22 protein-coding genes are annotated in these 16387 nt (G+C 31.3%); 17 read left to right on the top strand and 5 right to left on the bottom strand.

Annotation, left to right across the window (positions count from 1 at the left end; translation table 11 throughout):
- The first annotated feature begins 5 nt into the window (after positions 1 to 5).
- The 5 genes from ileS to STERM_RS19520 all read left to right on the top strand — a co-directional run bounded on the left by ileS (position 6) and on the right by STERM_RS19520 (position 7423).
- A complete protein-coding gene (gene ileS / locus STERM_RS19540; protein ID WP_012863346.1) occupies positions 6 to 2786 on the top strand; it encodes an isoleucine--tRNA ligase in 2781 nt (926 codons plus the stop codon).
- Positions 2762 to 3262, top strand: coding sequence for a signal peptidase II (lspA, locus tag STERM_RS19535; RefSeq protein WP_012863345.1), 501 nt, complete (start codon positions 2762 to 2764; stop codon positions 3260 to 3262). The genes ileS and lspA overlap by 25 nt, the downstream gene beginning before the upstream one ends.
- Positions 3263 to 4132, top strand: a complete 870-nt coding sequence (glyQ, locus tag STERM_RS19530; protein WP_012863344.1) for a glycine--tRNA ligase subunit alpha — start codon at positions 3263 to 3265, stop codon at positions 4130 to 4132.
- A gap of 74 nt (positions 4133 to 4206) precedes the next feature.
- The gene (gene glyS, locus STERM_RS19525; RefSeq protein WP_012863343.1) at positions 4207 to 6249 is read left to right on the top strand and encodes a glycine--tRNA ligase subunit beta; all 2043 of its coding nucleotides are present in this window, start codon (positions 4207 to 4209) and stop codon (positions 6247 to 6249) included.
- Between the two features lie 97 nt (positions 6250 to 6346).
- The gene (locus STERM_RS19520; protein ID WP_012863342.1) at positions 6347 to 7423 is read left to right on the top strand and encodes an OmpA family protein; all 1077 of its coding nucleotides are present in this window, start codon (positions 6347 to 6349) and stop codon (positions 7421 to 7423) included.
- 421 nt (positions 7424 to 7844) lie between these two features.
- Here STERM_RS19520 and STERM_RS19515 read toward each other — a convergent pair whose 3' ends face one another.
- Positions 7845 to 8879, bottom strand: a complete 1035-nt coding sequence (locus STERM_RS19515; protein ID WP_012863341.1) for a tyrosine-type recombinase/integrase — start codon at positions 8877 to 8879, stop codon at positions 7845 to 7847.
- A gap of 340 nt (positions 8880 to 9219) precedes the next feature.
- Here STERM_RS19515 and STERM_RS19510 point away from each other — a divergent pair, with 340 nt between their 5' ends.
- The 5 genes from STERM_RS19510 (at position 9220) to STERM_RS22345 (ending at position 11961) form a co-directional block, all read left to right on the top strand.
- Positions 9220 to 9918 (top strand): S24 family peptidase, encoded by a 699-nt coding sequence (locus STERM_RS19510; protein ID WP_012863340.1) that lies wholly within the window; start codon positions 9220 to 9222, stop codon positions 9916 to 9918.
- Between the two features lie 52 nt (positions 9919 to 9970).
- Positions 9971 to 10204 (top strand): excalibur calcium-binding domain-containing protein, encoded by a 234-nt coding sequence (locus tag STERM_RS19505; protein ID WP_012863339.1) that lies wholly within the window; start codon positions 9971 to 9973, stop codon positions 10202 to 10204.
- Between the two features lie 29 nt (positions 10205 to 10233).
- Positions 10234 to 11142 (top strand): hypothetical protein, encoded by a 909-nt coding sequence (locus tag STERM_RS19500; RefSeq protein ID WP_012863338.1) that lies wholly within the window; start codon positions 10234 to 10236, stop codon positions 11140 to 11142.
- Position 11143: 1 nt separating this feature from the next.
- Positions 11144 to 11698, top strand: a complete 555-nt coding sequence (locus tag STERM_RS19495; protein ID WP_012863337.1) for a hypothetical protein — start codon at positions 11144 to 11146, stop codon at positions 11696 to 11698.
- Between the two features lie 92 nt (positions 11699 to 11790).
- Entirely contained in the window at positions 11791 to 11961 is a 171-nt protein-coding gene (locus STERM_RS22345) for a hypothetical protein (RefSeq protein WP_012863336.1), read from the top strand.
- A gap of 67 nt (positions 11962 to 12028) precedes the next feature.
- Here the strand turns inward: STERM_RS22345 and STERM_RS19490 are convergent, their stop codons facing one another.
- Together STERM_RS19490 and STERM_RS19485 are read right to left on the bottom strand one after the other, a co-directional pair.
- A complete protein-coding gene (locus STERM_RS19490; protein WP_012863335.1) occupies positions 12029 to 12439 on the bottom strand; it encodes an ImmA/IrrE family metallo-endopeptidase in 411 nt (136 codons plus the stop codon).
- Positions 12440 to 12460: 21 nt separating this feature from the next.
- A complete protein-coding gene (locus STERM_RS19485) occupies positions 12461 to 12844 on the bottom strand; it encodes a helix-turn-helix domain-containing protein (RefSeq protein ID WP_012863334.1) in 384 nt (127 codons plus the stop codon).
- Between the two features lie 157 nt (positions 12845 to 13001).
- On the opposite strand from STERM_RS19485, the gene STERM_RS19480 reads away from it, so the two are divergent.
- Positions 13002 to 13211: a hypothetical protein gene (locus STERM_RS19480; protein ID WP_012863333.1), complete on the top strand. Its 210-nt coding sequence runs from the start codon at positions 13002 to 13004 to the stop codon at positions 13209 to 13211.
- Positions 13212 to 13463: 252 nt separating this feature from the next.
- Here the strand turns inward: STERM_RS19480 and STERM_RS19475 are convergent, their stop codons facing one another.
- Together STERM_RS19475 and STERM_RS19470 are read right to left on the bottom strand one after the other, a co-directional pair.
- Entirely contained in the window at positions 13464 to 13952 is a 489-nt protein-coding gene (locus STERM_RS19475) for a hypothetical protein (protein WP_012863332.1), read from the bottom strand.
- An 86-nt stretch (positions 13953 to 14038) separates the two neighbouring features.
- The gene (locus STERM_RS19470; RefSeq protein ID WP_012863331.1) at positions 14039 to 14254 is read right to left on the bottom strand and encodes a hypothetical protein; all 216 of its coding nucleotides are present in this window, start codon (positions 14252 to 14254) and stop codon (positions 14039 to 14041) included.
- 198 nt (positions 14255 to 14452) lie between these two features.
- On the opposite strand from STERM_RS19470, the gene STERM_RS19465 reads away from it, so the two are divergent.
- Genes STERM_RS19465 through STERM_RS19445 form a run of 6 tightly spaced genes read left to right on the top strand, consistent with a single transcriptional unit; the run spans position 14453 to position 16372 of the window.
- Positions 14453 to 14647, top strand: a complete 195-nt coding sequence (locus STERM_RS19465) for a hypothetical protein (RefSeq protein WP_012863330.1) — start codon at positions 14453 to 14455, stop codon at positions 14645 to 14647.
- A gap of 19 nt (positions 14648 to 14666) precedes the next feature.
- Entirely contained in the window at positions 14667 to 14825 is a 159-nt protein-coding gene (locus STERM_RS22340) for a hypothetical protein (protein WP_012863329.1), read from the top strand.
- 13 nt (positions 14826 to 14838) lie between these two features.
- Entirely contained in the window at positions 14839 to 15033 is a 195-nt protein-coding gene (locus STERM_RS19460; RefSeq protein WP_012863328.1) for a hypothetical protein, read from the top strand.
- Between the two features lie 8 nt (positions 15034 to 15041).
- Positions 15042 to 15449, top strand: coding sequence for a hypothetical protein (locus STERM_RS19455; protein ID WP_012863327.1), 408 nt, complete (start codon positions 15042 to 15044; stop codon positions 15447 to 15449).
- The gene (locus STERM_RS19450; protein WP_012863326.1) at positions 15418 to 15642 is read left to right on the top strand and encodes a hypothetical protein; all 225 of its coding nucleotides are present in this window, start codon (positions 15418 to 15420) and stop codon (positions 15640 to 15642) included. Before STERM_RS19455 ends, STERM_RS19450 begins: the two co-directional genes overlap by 32 nt.
- Positions 15635 to 16372 carry a BRO-N domain-containing protein gene (locus STERM_RS19445; RefSeq protein ID WP_012863325.1) on the top strand — a complete coding sequence of 246 codons (738 nt, stop codon included), beginning with the start codon at positions 15635 to 15637 and terminating at the stop codon, positions 16370 to 16372. Before STERM_RS19450 ends, STERM_RS19445 begins: the two co-directional genes overlap by 8 nt.
- Positions 16373 to 16387: the final 15 nt, after the last annotated feature.

Raw genomic sequence — 16387 nt, 5'->3', positions numbered from 1 at the left:
AAAAAATGGAAGAAAAGAAAGATTACGCAGCTACCCTGAATCTTTTGAAAACAAGTTTCAAAATGAAGGCCAGCCTGCCTAATAAAGAGCCTTTACTTTTAAGAGACTGGCAAAAAAAGAAAATCTATGAAAAAACACTGGGAAGATTCGGCAAGAAGTTTATATTACACGACGGGCCTCCTTATGCAAACGGGGATTTACACGTAGGGCATGCTGAAAATAAAATCTTAAAAGATATCATAATGAGATATAAAAGACTCAGAGGCTATGATGCACCGTATGTACCGGGATGGGATACACATGGTCTTCCTATTGAGCTGAAAGTAACCGAGGCTCTTGGAGATAAAGTAAAAACTATGTCTCCGATAGAGATCAGAAAAGAATGCCGTAAATACGCTTTAAAATGGGTGGAAAAACAGAAAGCGGAATTTATAAGACTGGGTATTATGGGTGAATGGGAAAATCCTTACATTACTCTGATACCTGAATATGAAGCCGAGGAGCTGAGAGTATTTAAGGAAATATACAATAACGGATATATTTATAAAGGACTGAAACCTGTTTACTGGTCGCCTTCCACTGAAACAGCACTGGCTGAAGCGGAAATAGAATATCAGGATGTGGTATCGCCTTCTATTTATGTAAAAATGGACGGGGAACAGGATCTTAAAGATAAACTGGGGCTTGATGAAGCAGCAATTGTAATATGGACAACAACTCCATGGACTCTTCCTGCCAATCTGGGAATAAGTCTGCATGCTGAATTTGACTACGGAGTATATAAGACTGAAAAAGGAAATCTTTTACTGGCAAAAGAGCTGGCAGAGACAGCTTTCAAAGAAATGGAAATAGAAAATTACGAGCTTATAAAGGAAGTAAAAGGTGCCGAGCTTGATAATACACATTATAAGCATCCTTTCATAGACAGAACAGGACTTGTGATGCTTGGTGACCATGTAACCCTTGAAGCAGGAACAGGAGCAGTTCATACTGCACCGGGACACGGGGTTGATGACTATCTTGTGGGTCAGAAATATAATATCGGAATACTTTCTCCTATTGATGACAAAGGTCATTTTACGAAAGCGGGAGGAAAATATGAAGGAATGTTCTATAAAAAAGCAAATAAATTCATTTCTGAAGATATCAAGGCTTCAGGGCATTTATTAATGGAAAAAGAGCTGAAGCACTCATATCCTCATGACTGGAGAAGTAAAAAGCCGGTTATCTACAGAGCTACAGAGCAGTGGTTCATAAGAGTGGAAGAGGGAGATCTGAGAGAAAAAGCACTGACTGTACTAAAAGATGTAAACTTTATTCCTGCAATAGGAAGAAACAGAATTACTTCAATGATAGAAGGAAGACCGGACTGGACAATATCAAGACAGAGAATCTGGGGAGTACCTATTCCGATTTTCTATAATGATGATAAAGACGGAGAAATAATTTTCCAAAATGATATCATGGACAGAATAGTGGAATTAGTGGAAAAAGACGGGACAGATGTATGGTTCAAGATGTCAGCAGAAGAGCTTATAGGTGATGAGCTTCTTGAAAAACATAATCTGAAAGGTGCAAAGCTGAGAAAAGAAAGAAGTATCATGGACGTTTGGATTGATTCAGGAACTTCACACAGAGCAGTTTTATCTACAAGAAAAAATCTTCAGAGACCGGCAGATCTCTATCTTGAAGGAAGCGACCAGCACAGAGGATGGTTCCAGTCATCACTTCTGACATCTGTGGCAAGTACAGGGGATGCACCTTATAAGAGTATACTTACACACGGTTTTGCCAATGACGCACAGGGAAGAAAAATGTCAAAATCCCTTGGAAATCAAATGTTCCCAAGCGAAATCATAAATCAGTACGGTGCGGATATACTGAGATTATGGGTAGCATCTGTGGATTACAGGGAAGATGTAAGAATTTCGGATAATATACTGAAACAGGTTTCCGATTCATACAGAAGAATAAGAAATACTGCAAGATTCATTCTTGGTAATATAAGTGATTTTGATTATAAAAATGATAAGGTAAGCTTTGAAGATATGTATGAGGTGGATAAATGGGCCTTGAACAAGCTTGAGAGATTAAAAAATAAAGTAGAAGAATATTATGAAAAATATGAATTCTATAATTTGTTTAATGAAATCCAGTATTTCTGCGGAATAGAAATGTCAGCATTCTATCTTGACATAATAAAGGACAGACTGTATGTGGAAAAAACCGACTCTAAGCTGAGAAGAAGCGCGCAGACTGTAATGGTGGAAATATTAGAATTCCTGGTAAGAGCTATAGCTCCGGTTCTGTCATTTACTGCAGAGGAAATCTGGGAAAAAATGCCTGAAACTTTGAGGGAAGAAGAATCTGTTCATTTGGCACAATGGGTCGCTGCAAAGCCGGAATATCTTGATAATGCTTTGGATGAAAAATGGAGCAAAATAATGGATTTAAGAAAAGAAGTTTACAGGGAAGTAGAAAAAGTAAGACAGGAAAAAACAGTAGGATTATCTTTGGATGCTAAAGTAGAATTATTTATAGATAATAAGGATTTTGAATTTATAAAAGATATAAATATAAATGATCTGCAGGATTACTTTATAGTATCACAGATACATTTCGGGGAAACTGACGGAATGGCTGATACTGAAATCAGCGGAATAAAAGTAAAGGTAACAAAAGCTGACGGTGAAAAATGTGAAAGATGCTGGAAGTACGATGAACTGGGAACTGATCCTGAATATCCGGATGTTTGTCCGAGATGTGCAAAAGTTCTGCACAGTTAGGAAGTGATTTTTTGCTTTATATAATAATAATAGTAATCTTGACTGCGATAGATCAGATTACGAAAATATACATGAGATCGGCAGCAGGCGGGGTGGAAGCTTTTTCCATCCCTGTTATAGGGGATTTTTTCCATCTTACATATGTAGAAAATCATGGTGGAATCTTTGGTATATTTCAGGGGAAAATAAGTGTGTTTACCATACTTAGCATTGTAGTTATAGCGTACCTGATATATTCCGAAAGAAAAAATATAAAAAATTATACTAAATGGACTAAAATAGGAATAGCATTTATAACCTCAGGAGCAATAGGAAATATGACAGACAGGATTATGAGGGGTTATGTAATAGATATGCTGGATTTCAGAGGGATATGGCATTTTGTCTTTAACTTTGCAGATGTATTTATTAATGTAGGAGTAGGAATAATTATTTTGGACTATCTGGTAAAAAAAATGAAAAGCAGGAGGGAATAAATGACTTTTCAAAATATAATACTTACATTACAGAAATTTTGGGGAGATAAAGGCTGTGTAATTGGAAATCCCTATGATGTGGAGACAGGTGCAGGTACATTTAATCCTGACACTTTTCTCATGTCACTGGGACCTGAACCATGGAACATAGCTTATGTGGAACCGTCAAGAAGACCAAAAGACGGACGTTACGGTGAAAATCCAAACAGACTGTATCAGCATCATCAGTTTCAGGTAATAATGAAGCCGTCCCCTGAAAATATTCAGGAGCTGTATCTGGAGAGCCTTTCTGCTCTTGGGATAGATCCTAAAGAGCATGATATAAGATTCGTAGAGGATAACTGGGAAAGCCCTACTCTCGGAGCATGGGGACTTGGATGGGAAGTATGGCTCGACGGTATGGAAGTAACTCAGTTTACTTATTTTCAGCAGGTAGGCGGAATAGAACTGGATATCACCCCTGTTGAACTGACATACGGGCTTGAAAGACTGGCTTTATATCTTCAGAATAAGGATAATGTATATGATCTGGAATGGACCGAAGGTGTAAGATACGGTGAAAGAAGATATCAGTATGAGTATGAGATGTCAAAGTACAGTTTTGAAGTATCAGATTCGGATATGAATTTCAAATTATTTGATATGTATGAAAAAGAGGCTAAAAACTGTCTTGATCATAATCTGGTTCTGCCGGGATATGATTATGTATTGAAATGTTCACATGTATTTAATAATTTAGATGCAAGAGGATCTATAAGTACTACTGAAAGAATGTCGTATATATTAAGGGTAAGAGATCTGGCAAAGATATGTGCGGAGCAGTTTGTAGAAGTAAGAAAAAAACTTGGTTTCCCGCTGCTGAAAAAGTAAAATTTTTCAGGAAAGAGCATAGGAGTTTTGCCAGTAATGATTATTAATTTAGAGAAAAGAAAGGAGCAGAGAACTTGGATTTTCTTTTTGAAATAGGTGTAGAAGAATTACCTGCGAGATATGTGGACAGTTCTGAAGCAGAGCTTAAGAAACTTATGACTGAAAGTCTTAAGGAGGAAAGAATAAGCTTTGGTTCGGTAAAGTCTTTCAGCACTCCCAGAAGACTGGCCTTGCTAATAGAAGGAATGGCTGAAAAGCAGGAAGAGCTTCATAAAAAGAGTACAGGGCCTTCAGTGGAAGCTGCTTATAAAGACGGAAAGCTTACAAAAGCCGGAGAGGGTTTTTTGAAAGGGCAGAATGCTGACGAGGCAGATATTAAAATAATAGAAAATGAAAAAGGAAAATATATTTCAGTGGAAAAATTTTATGCAGGCAAAGATACTGCGGAAATTTTGCCTGACTTATTAAATAAAGCATTAAAAGGACTGACATTTGATAAGTCAATGAAATGGTCCGATAAGCAGTTCAGATTCGCAAGACCGATAAAATGGATTTTGGCGCTTCTGGATAACAAGGTGCTTGACTTTACCTTTGAGGGTATAAAAGCCTCTGGTAAAACAAGAGGTATGAGAAATTTTGCTTCTCAGGATGTAGTAATAAACAATATTACTGAATATGAAAGTATTCTTGAAAAAAATTATGTAATAGCAGATCATAATAAAAGAAAAGAAAAAATACTGGAAAGTATCAGAGAGAATTGTGAAAATGACGGGGATCAAGTAATTATTAATGATTATCTTCTGGAGGAAGTATTGAATCTTGTCGAGTATCCTTATGCAATAAAAGGAGAATTCAATAAAAATTATCTTGAACTTCCGGAAGACATTATTACCATTACAATGGAGACACATCAGAGATATTTCCCGGTAAAGGATAAAGACGGGAAGCTGGCAAATAAATTTGTTCTTATAAGAAATGCTCCTGTTTATTCAGAAGCTGTAAAAAAAGGTAATGAAAAGGTAATCGAGCCGAGACTGGCAGATGCCAAGTTTTTCTACGATGAAGATCTCAAAGTAAAATTGGATCAAAATGTGGAAAAATTAAAAAATGTGGTTTTCCAGAAAGATATGGGAACTATTTATGAAAAAATACAGAGATCTGAAAAAATAGCAGATTATATAATAAGTGAATTAAAACTGGACGATAAAAAAGAAGATATTAAGCGTACAGTGTACCTTGCCAAAGCGGATCTTGTAAGTAACGTAATAGGAGAGAAAGAGTTTACAAAGCTGCAGGGATTCATGGGAGAAGTATACGCCAGACATGAAGGTGAGAAGGAATCGGTAGCAAAAGGAATATTCGAACATTATCTTCCGAGATATTTTGGGGATATTCTGCCGAAAACCATAGAAGGCGCAGTAGCGGGGATAGCAGATAAAATAGATACAATTACAGGATGTTTTGCTGTAGGACTGATTCCTACGAGTTCAAAAGATCCTTATGCACTTAGAAGAGCAGCACAGGGAATAGTTTCAGTATGCCTTTTCCAGAATCTGGATATAGATTATGACAGACTGATAGACACTACACTGGAAATATTTAGTGAAAATAAGGAAATTAAAGGTAAAAAAGAGGAAGTTGCCGCACAGATAAAAGAATTTTTTAAACAGAGACTGCTTTATATTTTATCAGAAGAACTGGATAAAGATTTGATAACTTATGTAATAAATCTGGAAACAAAAATAGGAACTCTAAAGGACAGGGTAAAAATACTGGAAGAGCTTTCAAAGACAGACAAATTTGAAATACTTGTAAATCTTCTGAAAAGAGTAAGAAATATACTAAGGGAAAATAAAGCGCAGGGAAATCCTGTACAAGAAGATTTGTTTGAAAAAGCAGAGGAAACAAAGCTTTTTGATTATATAAAAAGGCTGGAAAAAACAGTGAATGAAGAGAGATTTTACGAAATAGTAAATATACTTCTCGAAAATGCACATATAATCAATGATTTTTTTGATAATGTAATGGTAATTGCAGAAAAAAACGAGATTAAAAATAACAGGCTTGAGTTGCTTCAAAAACTTCAAAAATTAGTAGACAGAACTATATTTATATAATAAAAAAAGTTAAAAAAACTTGCAATTTATCATTTTTTAGATTATAATATCAATGTTAACTAGATATATATTGATAAAAATAAGGAGGTAGAAGCTAATGAAAAAATTAGTAGCTTTATTAGCTGTAGTAGCATCTATATCAGCAACAGCTGCAGAATTACAAATCAAAGGTGGATATGATTTCAAAAGAAATTACATAAGTGATTATGGAAGCTATGATTTAAAAGGTGGTTGGACAGCAGGTCTAGAATATTTATTTGATAATCAAGGTGAATTTGAATGGGGTCTTGGTGCTGAATATAAATTCGGTCAATCAAAAGGAAAAATTGAGGATGGTGACAAACACCAAATCATGACTCAAGTACCTATTTACGCAACAGGGAAAGTAAACTTATTCACATCTGATTCTGGAAAAGACAGATTATACTTAATAGGTAGAGTAGGATATTCATTAAATGACGCTGCAGGAGACTACAAAGATGCAGGAATCAGATTTAAAGATGGATTATATTTAGCAGGAGGAGTGGGAACTGAAATAGGACCTTTCGCAATTGAAGCTCTTTATGAAAGAACACAAACTCCTTATGACTATGCAGGGACAAGAGATAACGACTATACTGAAATGATCGGTGCTAGAATCGGTTATAGAATCGGAAATACTGTAAATGACAGATCACCTAAAGTGGTAGTTCAGCAAGTAGTTGTTGAAAAGCCAGTAGAAGTAATCAAATATGTTGAAAAACAAGTTCCGGTAAATACAACAGTTATAGATCTTAACTGTAGAGCAGCTCAAAAAATGTGTATAATCAACGGATTTAAAGTTGATGGAAAAGTACCTAACGAAGCTGAACAAAGAGATCTTAGAACTATTGCTAATATCTTAAATGCAGCAGTAGTTGACGGTGGAACTATCAATGTAGTAGGACATACAGATTCTACAGGATCAGCAGCTTATAACCAAAAGTTATCAGTAGAAAGAGCTCAAAACGTAGCTAGATTACTTAGAGAATACGGATTGAAAAATACTGTTAAATTTGGAACTATTACAGGTAAAGGGTTAACTCAACCAATGGCAACTAACAACACTGTAGAAGGAAGATACCAAAACAGAAGAGTTGAATTATTCTTCGACAGAGTAGATTTCTCTAAAGCAAATGTTAAATTTATAAACTAATTATATAGTGAAACAGACGGATTTTCCGTCTGTTTTTTAGTAAAAATTTTTTTGGGATTATTATTGAAGGCAATAAATATTTTAAAGCTGGAATAAATGTGCTTGGTATATTTATAAATAAATTCTATGACAAATCAGACCGATTATACGGTCTGAATTTTTAAAAATAAATATCCTATAAAAGGAATATGAAAAATAATTTGTATTTACATGCTAAAATTTCTGTTTAATATAGATTTTCTCGGGGATGAAAGATAATATTTTGTTTGAAAATATTTTTTGAATTTTCTAAATCAATAAAATCAATGTTTATAGTACTTTGAAGTGCTATAAAATTTATTGAAATTGTATAAAAAATAGTATGTGGTATACAAACGATATACAAAATTATGTTATAAAAAGTAGCGGTTTTAACCGCTTGTCAATTTACAAGTTCGATGGCTTTTCTCAATTCAGATACTTTTTTATGAGTATATACTTTCTCAGTCAGAGCAAAAGATTCGTGTCCTATCATTTTTTTTATTGCAGTGGCATTTCCTCCGGCGTCATTTAATCTTGTTGCAAAGGTATGTCTACAATCATGGGGAGTATGTTTTATATTAAGTTCATCCATAATAGGATTGAATAATCTTATATCATAATAAACATAGGATATAGAATTTCTATTTTGTAGGCCAGTTATGAGGTGATCAGAATTAGAATTCTTGTACCTATTTTGGATTAATTCTTTTATTCTAGGATGTATAGGAATAATTCTGTTTGTTCCTGCTTCTGTTTTGCTAGTTCTAACAATAATGGTTTGTTCAATCAAATTAATATCTTCTTTCCTTAAATTAAGCATCTCTCCAACTCTCATACCAGTATAAATCATAATTAAAATAGTGTCTATGTACTGATATTTATCTAAATTTTTCCATAAAACGGCAATTTCTTTGTCATTGAATATGGATTTTTGCTTAATAGTAACATGTTTACCTATTTTTAGAAATCTACTATAGTCCTTTTGAATAATATCTAATTCCATAGCATATCCAAATATTTGTTTCAAAATATTCTTCATCATCTTTAATGTCCCATGATTTTTATTAAGTCCATCAATAAGATTCTGTAAATGAACAATTTTGATATCTTTTATTTTCATATCAAAAATTGGTTTACAATATTTTGAACATGTCTCATAACCTTTTATAGTATTTTTACTGAGGTTCTTATAATGTCTAGTGCTCCATTTTTCATATAATTCGCCAAAAGTAATGTTACTTTCATCTACATTGTATGGATTAGCATTATATGAAGCTAGTGCTTGCATAGCCTCCTTTCTTGTAATATGATAACTTAAATATTTATAAATCCGTTTTCCTTCATCAGTCCATCCTTTTGTGATTCTGACAGCAAAAGGTTTTCTACGATTTCCGGATAATTTAAAAACGGATCCGTATCCGTTAGGATTTCTCATAAAAAAATCACTCCTTTTAAATTAGTTAAAAGTGTGATATAATTCCAGTATCTATTGGTGATTATATCACGTTTTAAGTCTCTTTCATAGCAGGGAAAGAGGCTTTTTTTAGTGTTACATTTCAAATGTATCGGTAGAAATGGTTTGATGATGAAGTCATATATCTTATTATTTTTTCTGCGTTTATGCAATCGAATGTTGTGAACAAATTATTTTGTCTTCTAGTACATAAGTCAAAATAAGTATAACACGAATTCTGCATTTATGAAAGATTATTTTTATAAAAGTTTAGCTTTTATGCAGAAAATGCTTTATAATATGAGAATATGGAGGAATAAAAATGGAAAATATGGAGCAATTGAGAGAACTGATCTCAAAGAAAAGGAGAAGTAAAAATTTAGCACGTGAGAAAGTATCGGAATTACTTAAAATAGAAGGTATAGAATACGCCGAATCTTCATTGACTAGATTTGAAAATGGAAAGATAAAAAATATAAGAATTGAAATTTTGAATGCCCTATGCGACATATTAGATATCGATAAAAAAGAAGCCTTCAGTTTAGCAGGATTAGATAATAAAAATATATTATCTGAAAATGAAGGAATTATAATAAATAATAGAAAAGAAATTATATTAAAGATATATAATTTCGATTCAAGTAGAGATGGTTTGTTAAATTTTAATGATTACATAGAGGTGTCTCAAGTAGTTGATACCAATGAAGTAAAAGAATTTAAAAATAATATTTCCGTCAATATTTCAGGAAATTTAATGCAGCCGTTTTTCTTCGAAGGAGACAAAATACTCATAAAAAAAGAAGAATTGACTGTTTGGGGAGATTTGAATAGGAAAATAATTTTATATAAGTTAGATAATAAGTTTTATTTACGTAAAGTTTTATTTATAGATGGCAAAGGATATTTAGAAGCTTTTAATAAAGATGTGTACGGTAAATTTGAAATAGATTCTAAAGTTAAATACATAGGTAGAGTAGTTAAGCAATTTAATACAAGAGATCTTAGTAATATTGAATTTTAATTTAAAATCTGGAGGGTTGGGATCGGGTCATAGAAAATAAGCAGGAGGGAAAATGAAAAGAATTTTATTATTATCACTAGCAATATTTTTGATAGGGAGTTTATCATTTGGGGCAAAGTCGACGAAGACTAAAAAACAGACTGGAACTAAGACAACGAAGTCTAAAGTTAGTTTCAGAAGTTGTAAGGCTGCAAGAGCAGCAGGATACAGTAATATGAAAAGAGGAGAGCCAGGATACTCTAAAAATTTAGATAGAGACAATGACGGGATAGCTTGTGAAAGATAAATAAAATTGGGTTTCAAGGAAGGAATACTATGGGGTTTAATGTAGTTTTTTACAGAATAGAATTTTTAAAAAATGGAAAACTTATAAATTCAGATTATGAAATTTCTAATATAACAGGTAGTCTGACTTTATATCAAAATATCCAAAAAATGTTTTTGCAAGAATGGACAATCAAAGGCAAAGAGCAGCATGAGGTAATGGGAACAGTAAAGTACAGATATGAAAATTTGCAAGAATACGACGACGGCAGGGCTTTATTTGGTCAAATGTTTTATGGGAATATATTAGAAAATGAAAAGATTGCTATAAAAAATGAAAGAGAAATAAATTTAAGTCCAGGTGATTATGACCAAGATGTATATTATTTTTTATTAAAAGAGCATGCACATTTTAAATTTGGAAAAAGTATTTTTTTAATTTTACAATCAGGTTTGAAAACTGCTATAATTAATAGTGTATATAAGCCTAAATTAGATAGTTTTGTTAGAAAACTAAATCAATCTTCGGAAAATAATTTTTCTTATAATATAAAAATTTATAATTTTGACAATGTTGTAGAAAAGTTTTCTAATAGAAATGTATCTGATGTAGAATTATATTATGATGCAAATGCTAATTTTTCTACAAAATCAAAAATAGAACAAAAACTTAAAAAGAAAGATTTAAAATACAAAACTGTTATAAGTGGTTTCAAATCTCCTTTTAAAAGTATCTTTGAAGTTTTTAATGAGCTAGATTTTGAAAATGTAAAAAAAATAGATTATGAAATTGAAATTCAACAGGGAAAACGGCAAAAATTATCTTGGAGTAAAGAAGAATGTTTAGCGACAGTACAAGCAAGAGCTAATATAACAGAGAGAGTTGAAAGGGCAAATAGAGATTTTGAGAAAATCTATGGAGTTTTTGAGAAGATTTTTTCTGAAATAATAGGTGATTAAAATGAAAATAACTTTGATATTGATAACCGTGATAATAATTATAGTATCTTATATAAAGTTTTCGAGAATACAGCTACATGACATAATAATTAAACAGTTTCAAACTATGAAAAAGAAGGTCAAAGTTAATAGGCGAGAAGAAACCCATGAGGTTGAAACTATTGAAGAAAAGTATAATATCACGGAAATCTTTCTTTTTTATTTGTTACCTCTTATAATTGTGCTGTTGAATTTCTTCTGTGGTGGTATTGTTTTAAAAAATAATGAAATAAGCGAAAGCCTTGGAAATATAGGTACAATTGTTTCGATATTTTCAGGTTTTTTGTTTAACGCAATCCTTTCAGTTCAGCAAAGACCAGAAAAAACATATGCGAAAGATGTTTATTATAATATTAATTACTCACTGTTGGTATCTTTTGTTTTATTAACATTAATAACAATAGGGTTTTACAAATATAATTTAATACTAGAAAATATAATATTTTTTTTCTTAATACACTTTGTTTTTTCAATATTATTAGTGTTTAACTTGATTTTTTCGTTAGAAAAACCATAAGGGCTATCTTAAGTTTAAATTTCCAAAAATTTTAAAACTTCCTTGCATTCCCACAGAAAAAAATGTTATATTAAAAATCTGAGGTGAGAAGAATGAATAAATATAAAGAAATCAGAAAAATGATGATAGATAAGGATATAACATGGAATTTTATCATTGGAAAAAGTAAAAACTATAAATCTTCATGGGGTTTAAGAGGAGCAATAAAAAATAATCAAAAGAAAGCGATAGATGAGGTAGAGAGTATATTGGAAGGTGTTTAGAAATATATAAGGTAATTTCGAGATTAAATAATAGAAAAAAGTCTCTTTTTTTAATAAGGAGACTTTTTTAGTACAGTTTATATTTTTCTAAGTTTCGTAGCAACATTTTATCAGTTTCAGTCAATTCAGCTTCGTCAATATCACGACTAAATATAAGAGTTGCTGCGAAAATATTGGCTTCTGCTTCTATTCTATTGTTTTCAAATAAAAATTTTTCCTTCATAAATACACTTTCTTTAAAAGGCTGAAAAGAGTGCCCAAGTTCATGGTCGCATACTACAATTTGCGACACTTTAGATAAATTATTATTAATGAAAATAGTTCTAACTCCGTTAATATTGGAAAACATACCTAACCAAGATTTAAAATCTAAATACAGTACTTGTATGTTTAGATACTTAGCTAGCTTAAAAGGGTCATTTGTACCATAAGTAACAATTAAATTATTTGCTATTCTTCTAAAAATATCCTCTTTCATATAGAAATACTCCTTAAAAAACTATTTCTTTTTTCTTTGTTTGATCAAAATATCAATAACAGCTTGCTTAAATAAAGCCATATCATGTTCTTCATCTATATCTTCAAAAAATAACTGTTTATTAACTCCTGTTACTTTGTTAAATTCAGCTAATTCTTCATCTGTGAGTATAGAAGTATCAACTTTATATATTTCAGATTCCTCATCTTCCCATCCCATAAGATAAGAAGGCGTTGTTTTTAATATTTTGGCAAAAGCTGTTATTTTGGATTGAGTTATATCGTTTATCCCAGCTTCTATTTTATTTATAGTGGACTTACTTTTGTAGCCCATTTTTTCTGCTAGTTGTTCTTGAGTATAACCCAGTTCTTCTCTGCGTTTTTTGATTCTTTTACCTATACTCATTTATAAAGCCTCCTCATTTTAAATCTAATGTATTATACTATATAGATGATAAAAAATCAACTTTTTTCAATGTTTTACAAAAAATAAGTTGACAATTAATCTACGAAGTGTTATAAATGATTTGTAGATAAAAAATCAACTTATGGGAGGTGATTAAATGACGGATACCGAAGCGCTAAAAGAAAAAATTGATAAAAAAGGATATAAATTAAAAGGTTTAGCATCTATTTTAGGTTTATCATATTATGGCTTGAAACTAAAAATTGAGAATGAAAGCCAATTCAAGAGTGAAGAAATAAAGAAATTATGCAAATTATTAGGAATCGAGAATTTAAAAGAAAAAGAATCAATTTTTTTTAAAGATTGAGTTGATTTATAATCTACAAAAAGTGAAGGGATTAATATAAAAAACTTCATTAAAGAAAGGATGATGGTTCTAAGTTGGAAAACGTAAGAGAGAAAGAAGAAAGGGATAAACTTGTAGTCTCAAATATATTAGCGCTGATCAAAGCTAATTCCTTACAATTAGAAATTAACGATAATAGTAATTTGAAATTAAAAAATATGGAGAAATCTGTGCATAGGTTAGAAATCTCCATTAAGAAACTAAAAGTAAATTTTATCGTGTATTCAGTATCCTTGGTATTACTGCTATTAATATTGAAATTATTATAGATAGAATAGCTAGAATTTTTGAAAAATTTGATTCCTTTTTAGCTTCATTGGAAGACTTTCGAACTTCAAAAATTTGTACTTTTAATTTTGCATTAGTGTCTGTGAGTTCAAAAATTTGTTTTTCCATTTTAGCTAGTTGTTCTTTTAGAATTTCGCGGCTTTCTTTTGAAATTTGAAGTTGCTCATTAATATCATCATATGATTTCAAATGTCTTTGATGATCTTCATAAATATTCTTTAAAGATTCGTCGTTTGCAATAGGCAATTCGAATTTAGAAGTTTCTGGAAAAGTATGTATTGGGGAATCATAAAATCCCAACTCCGATTCTATGAGCAGACGTTCCTCGGGGTTTGACTCCATATACTGTCTAATTTTTTCTTTAGTTTTATCATCTTTGAGATTAATGAGAAATTCTTCAAGATGTTTATCCATAAAAAATATTCCCCTTTCGAAAATAGGATAAGAAGATTATAACATAAATTTAAGTATTTAAAAAGAGAGCCGAAGCTCTCATAGTATTATTCCGTATGACATTCAGGACAGCAATATTTACAACTATCAAAAACTTTATCATCATAAGTTCTTCTGGCATCAAAAAGAGCATTAGCTGGACTAGAATAGTCCCCAAGCTTAATTTGATTCTCAGGACTAGGCAGATGGTTACATTCATGTTTTTTATGAATTACATAAGTACCGTTATCATCCGGATTTTTATTAACAATATATCTAGCCATGAAATTCCTCCTTTTAAAATAAAATTAGTGAATGTTCTGAATAACTATAAATAGAATAACATATTTAAGACAAAATTAAAAGGAAAAGTAAAATAAGAAAGCTTTCTAACCATAAAAAATTATAAGTATAAAAGATGAAAAATTAAAATTTAAATAAATTATATATGAATTTAACAATATTAAGGTAGGTGAATAAATTTGAAAAAATCGAAAAATATGAAACCTGAAGAAGCGGCAAAAATAATGGAAAAAGATGTGATGTTTGTACGGAAAGGACTTCAAAGAGGGACACTTCCTTTCGGATATGCAGTATTAACACAAACTAATCCTGACAGATGGTCATACCATATAAGTCGGAAACAATTTGAGGAATATATAGGAGAAATAGATTAAAAATGAGAGGTGATTTTTAATGTTTGCAATAATAGCAGGGAGTGTATTTATAGGTTTTGCAGGAGTGGCAAAATTTGGAGAATATAAAAAGAATAAGAGAAAACGGATCTTAAAGGATCAGAAATTAAAAGCAGATAGTGAATTCAGCGAGAAATATAATATCAAAGTATTGTATTAAGGATGTGGAAAGTATGAATAAAATTGAGAAAGAAACAGTAAAGGAAATCGAAGAAACTTTAGAAATGTTGGAAAAAGTATTGGTAAACGGGTTTTTATCAGACGAGGAAAAAGAAACTATCAGAAAAATGATAGTTCATAATAAAGAATTGAAGAGCGAAATTGAATCAGGTCATGCAAGGGTAACAAGAAAAATAACTGAAAATTAGGAGGTAAAATGTCAGAAGAAAGAACAGAAGCTGAGTGTTTTGAAATCTTATACGAAAGAATAAAAGGGATAAATGCCAAAGATATATATAATAAAATAATACCTATATTTGTTACTTTTGCAGGAGAAGAACCACCGGTTTCAATGTCAAAAAAATATATTGAAAGGGATTACTTGGAAGTTTCAATTGTAATGGTCGAATTTATTCACTGTATGACTTACGGAATAGATTTTCCAACATTTAAGGATAATGATAAGGAATTTGACAAAATAAAAGTGAAAAATAAAGCATTATGGCATCTGATTAAGTTAAAAGCCGAAATGTATGGAAAAGAGATATTGGAAGAAAATGGACTGGAATTAATAGATAAGGTTGGGGAAAATTATGTGGTGGTGGATAAAAATACATATAATTGAAGGATGGGCTGATATGGTTAGATGGTTTAATAATCGGAAGAAATTGTTAGAAGAAATAAAATTACAGGAAAAATATATAAAAGCCTTGGAAGATGAATTGAGACGGTATTTAGAAGCACCAGAAAGCAGAGTAATAGCTTTCAAAAGCGGAAAAAATCGAAGAGTTATAACTAGGAGGAATAGATATGAATAATTTAATAGTTAAAAATGAAAAATTTGGACAATTAGAAATTTATGTAGATGAAAAAGGTAAGGTTTGGTTTCCGGCAACAGAAGTAGCTGAGATGTTAGGTTATAAAAATCCACATAAAGCTATACTGGATCATTGTAAAGAACATGGGGTAACGTTTCGTGAGGTCATTGCAAATACTGGTTTTGGAGATAGTAAGCAAAAGAAAAAATATATTGATGAAGGAAATGTTTTTAGATTAATAACAAAATCTCATATACCAGGAGCAGAAGAATTTGAAAGTTGGATATTTGATGAAGCGATTCCACAAATTATGAAAACAGGGAAATATGAAATTAAAGCTCCTAAAAATAAAATACTGGATCAGGAAATAAAATTAAAGAACAGCAGATCAAGAATGGCAAATGCATATTTGAAAATAGCAAATAATACGGCGTTACCAAATGAATATAGACAAGTAATGTTAACTTATGCAGCGAATGAACTTTCGGGAACAGATATATTGCCATTGCCGAGTTCAGAAAAAAGAACATTTACAGCGACAGAGATTGGGGAGAAACTCGGAATAAGTGCAAATAAAGTAGGGGCTTTAACAAATACTCACGACCTGAAAACTGATGAATTTGGGAAATTTGTATGGGATAAATCGCCTTACTCACCAAAACAAGTAGAAACATTCAGATATTATGAGAATATAATTCCGGTGTTAGAAGAAATTTTAAAGGAAATATAAAAAACAGGAGGAAAC

The sequence above is a fragment of the Sebaldella termitidis ATCC 33386 genome (genome assembly GCF_000024405.1).
In the GTDB taxonomy this organism is placed as follows: Bacteria; Fusobacteriota; Fusobacteriia; order Fusobacteriales; family Leptotrichiaceae; genus Sebaldella; species Sebaldella termitidis.
The sequence above is the reverse complement of the archived record's forward strand: the minus strand, read 5'-3'. Positions and strand labels throughout refer to the sequence as shown.

What these genes read in the sequence shown, in the direction of transcription:
- STERM_RS22340 (WP_012863329.1), top strand. Translation starts at nt 14,667, where the DNA reads ATGTTTGCAATAATAGCAGGGAGTGTATTTATAGGTTTTGCAGGAGTG.
- STERM_RS19475 (WP_012863332.1), bottom strand. Translation starts at nt 13,952, where the DNA reads ATGGATAAACATCTTGAAGAATTTCTCATTAATCTCAAAGATGATAAA.
- STERM_RS19450 (WP_012863326.1), top strand. Translation starts at nt 15,418, where the DNA reads ATGTGGTGGTGGATAAAAATACATATAATTGAAGGATGGGCTGATATG.
- STERM_RS19455 (WP_012863327.1), top strand. Translation starts at nt 15,042, where the DNA reads ATGTCAGAAGAAAGAACAGAAGCTGAGTGTTTTGAAATCTTATACGAA.
- STERM_RS19520 (WP_012863342.1), top strand. Translation starts at nt 6,347, where the DNA reads ATGAAAAAATTAGTAGCTTTATTAGCTGTAGTAGCATCTATATCAGCA.
- STERM_RS19510 (WP_012863340.1), top strand. Translation starts at nt 9,220, where the DNA reads ATGGAAAATATGGAGCAATTGAGAGAACTGATCTCAAAGAAAAGGAGA.
- STERM_RS19490 (WP_012863335.1), bottom strand. Translation starts at nt 12,439, where the DNA reads ATGAAAGAGGATATTTTTAGAAGAATAGCAAATAATTTAATTGTTACT.
- STERM_RS19445 (WP_012863325.1), top strand. Translation starts at nt 15,635, where the DNA reads ATGAATAATTTAATAGTTAAAAATGAAAAATTTGGACAATTAGAAATT.
- STERM_RS19515 (WP_012863341.1), bottom strand. Translation starts at nt 8,879, where the DNA reads ATGAGAAATCCTAACGGATACGGATCCGTTTTTAAATTATCCGGAAAT.
- STERM_RS19470 (WP_012863331.1), bottom strand. Translation starts at nt 14,254, where the DNA reads ATGGCTAGATATATTGTTAATAAAAATCCGGATGATAACGGTACTTAT.
- STERM_RS19505 (WP_012863339.1), top strand. Translation starts at nt 9,971, where the DNA reads ATGAAAAGAATTTTATTATTATCACTAGCAATATTTTTGATAGGGAGT.
- STERM_RS19485 (WP_012863334.1), bottom strand. Translation starts at nt 12,844, where the DNA reads ATGAGTATAGGTAAAAGAATCAAAAAACGCAGAGAAGAACTGGGTTAT.
- STERM_RS19500 (WP_012863338.1), top strand. Translation starts at nt 10,234, where the DNA reads ATGGGGTTTAATGTAGTTTTTTACAGAATAGAATTTTTAAAAAATGGA.
- STERM_RS19495 (WP_012863337.1), top strand. Translation starts at nt 11,144, where the DNA reads ATGAAAATAACTTTGATATTGATAACCGTGATAATAATTATAGTATCT.
- glyQ (WP_012863344.1), top strand. Translation starts at nt 3,263, where the DNA reads ATGACTTTTCAAAATATAATACTTACATTACAGAAATTTTGGGGAGAT.
- ileS (WP_012863346.1), top strand. Translation starts at nt 6, where the DNA reads ATGGAAGAAAAGAAAGATTACGCAGCTACCCTGAATCTTTTGAAAACA.
- STERM_RS19460 (WP_012863328.1), top strand. Translation starts at nt 14,839, where the DNA reads ATGAATAAAATTGAGAAAGAAACAGTAAAGGAAATCGAAGAAACTTTA.
- STERM_RS22345 (WP_012863336.1), top strand. Translation starts at nt 11,791, where the DNA reads ATGAATAAATATAAAGAAATCAGAAAAATGATGATAGATAAGGATATA.
- STERM_RS19480 (WP_012863333.1), top strand. Translation starts at nt 13,002, where the DNA reads ATGACGGATACCGAAGCGCTAAAAGAAAAAATTGATAAAAAAGGATAT.
- lspA (WP_012863345.1), top strand. Translation starts at nt 2,762, where the DNA reads ATGTGCAAAAGTTCTGCACAGTTAGGAAGTGATTTTTTGCTTTATATA.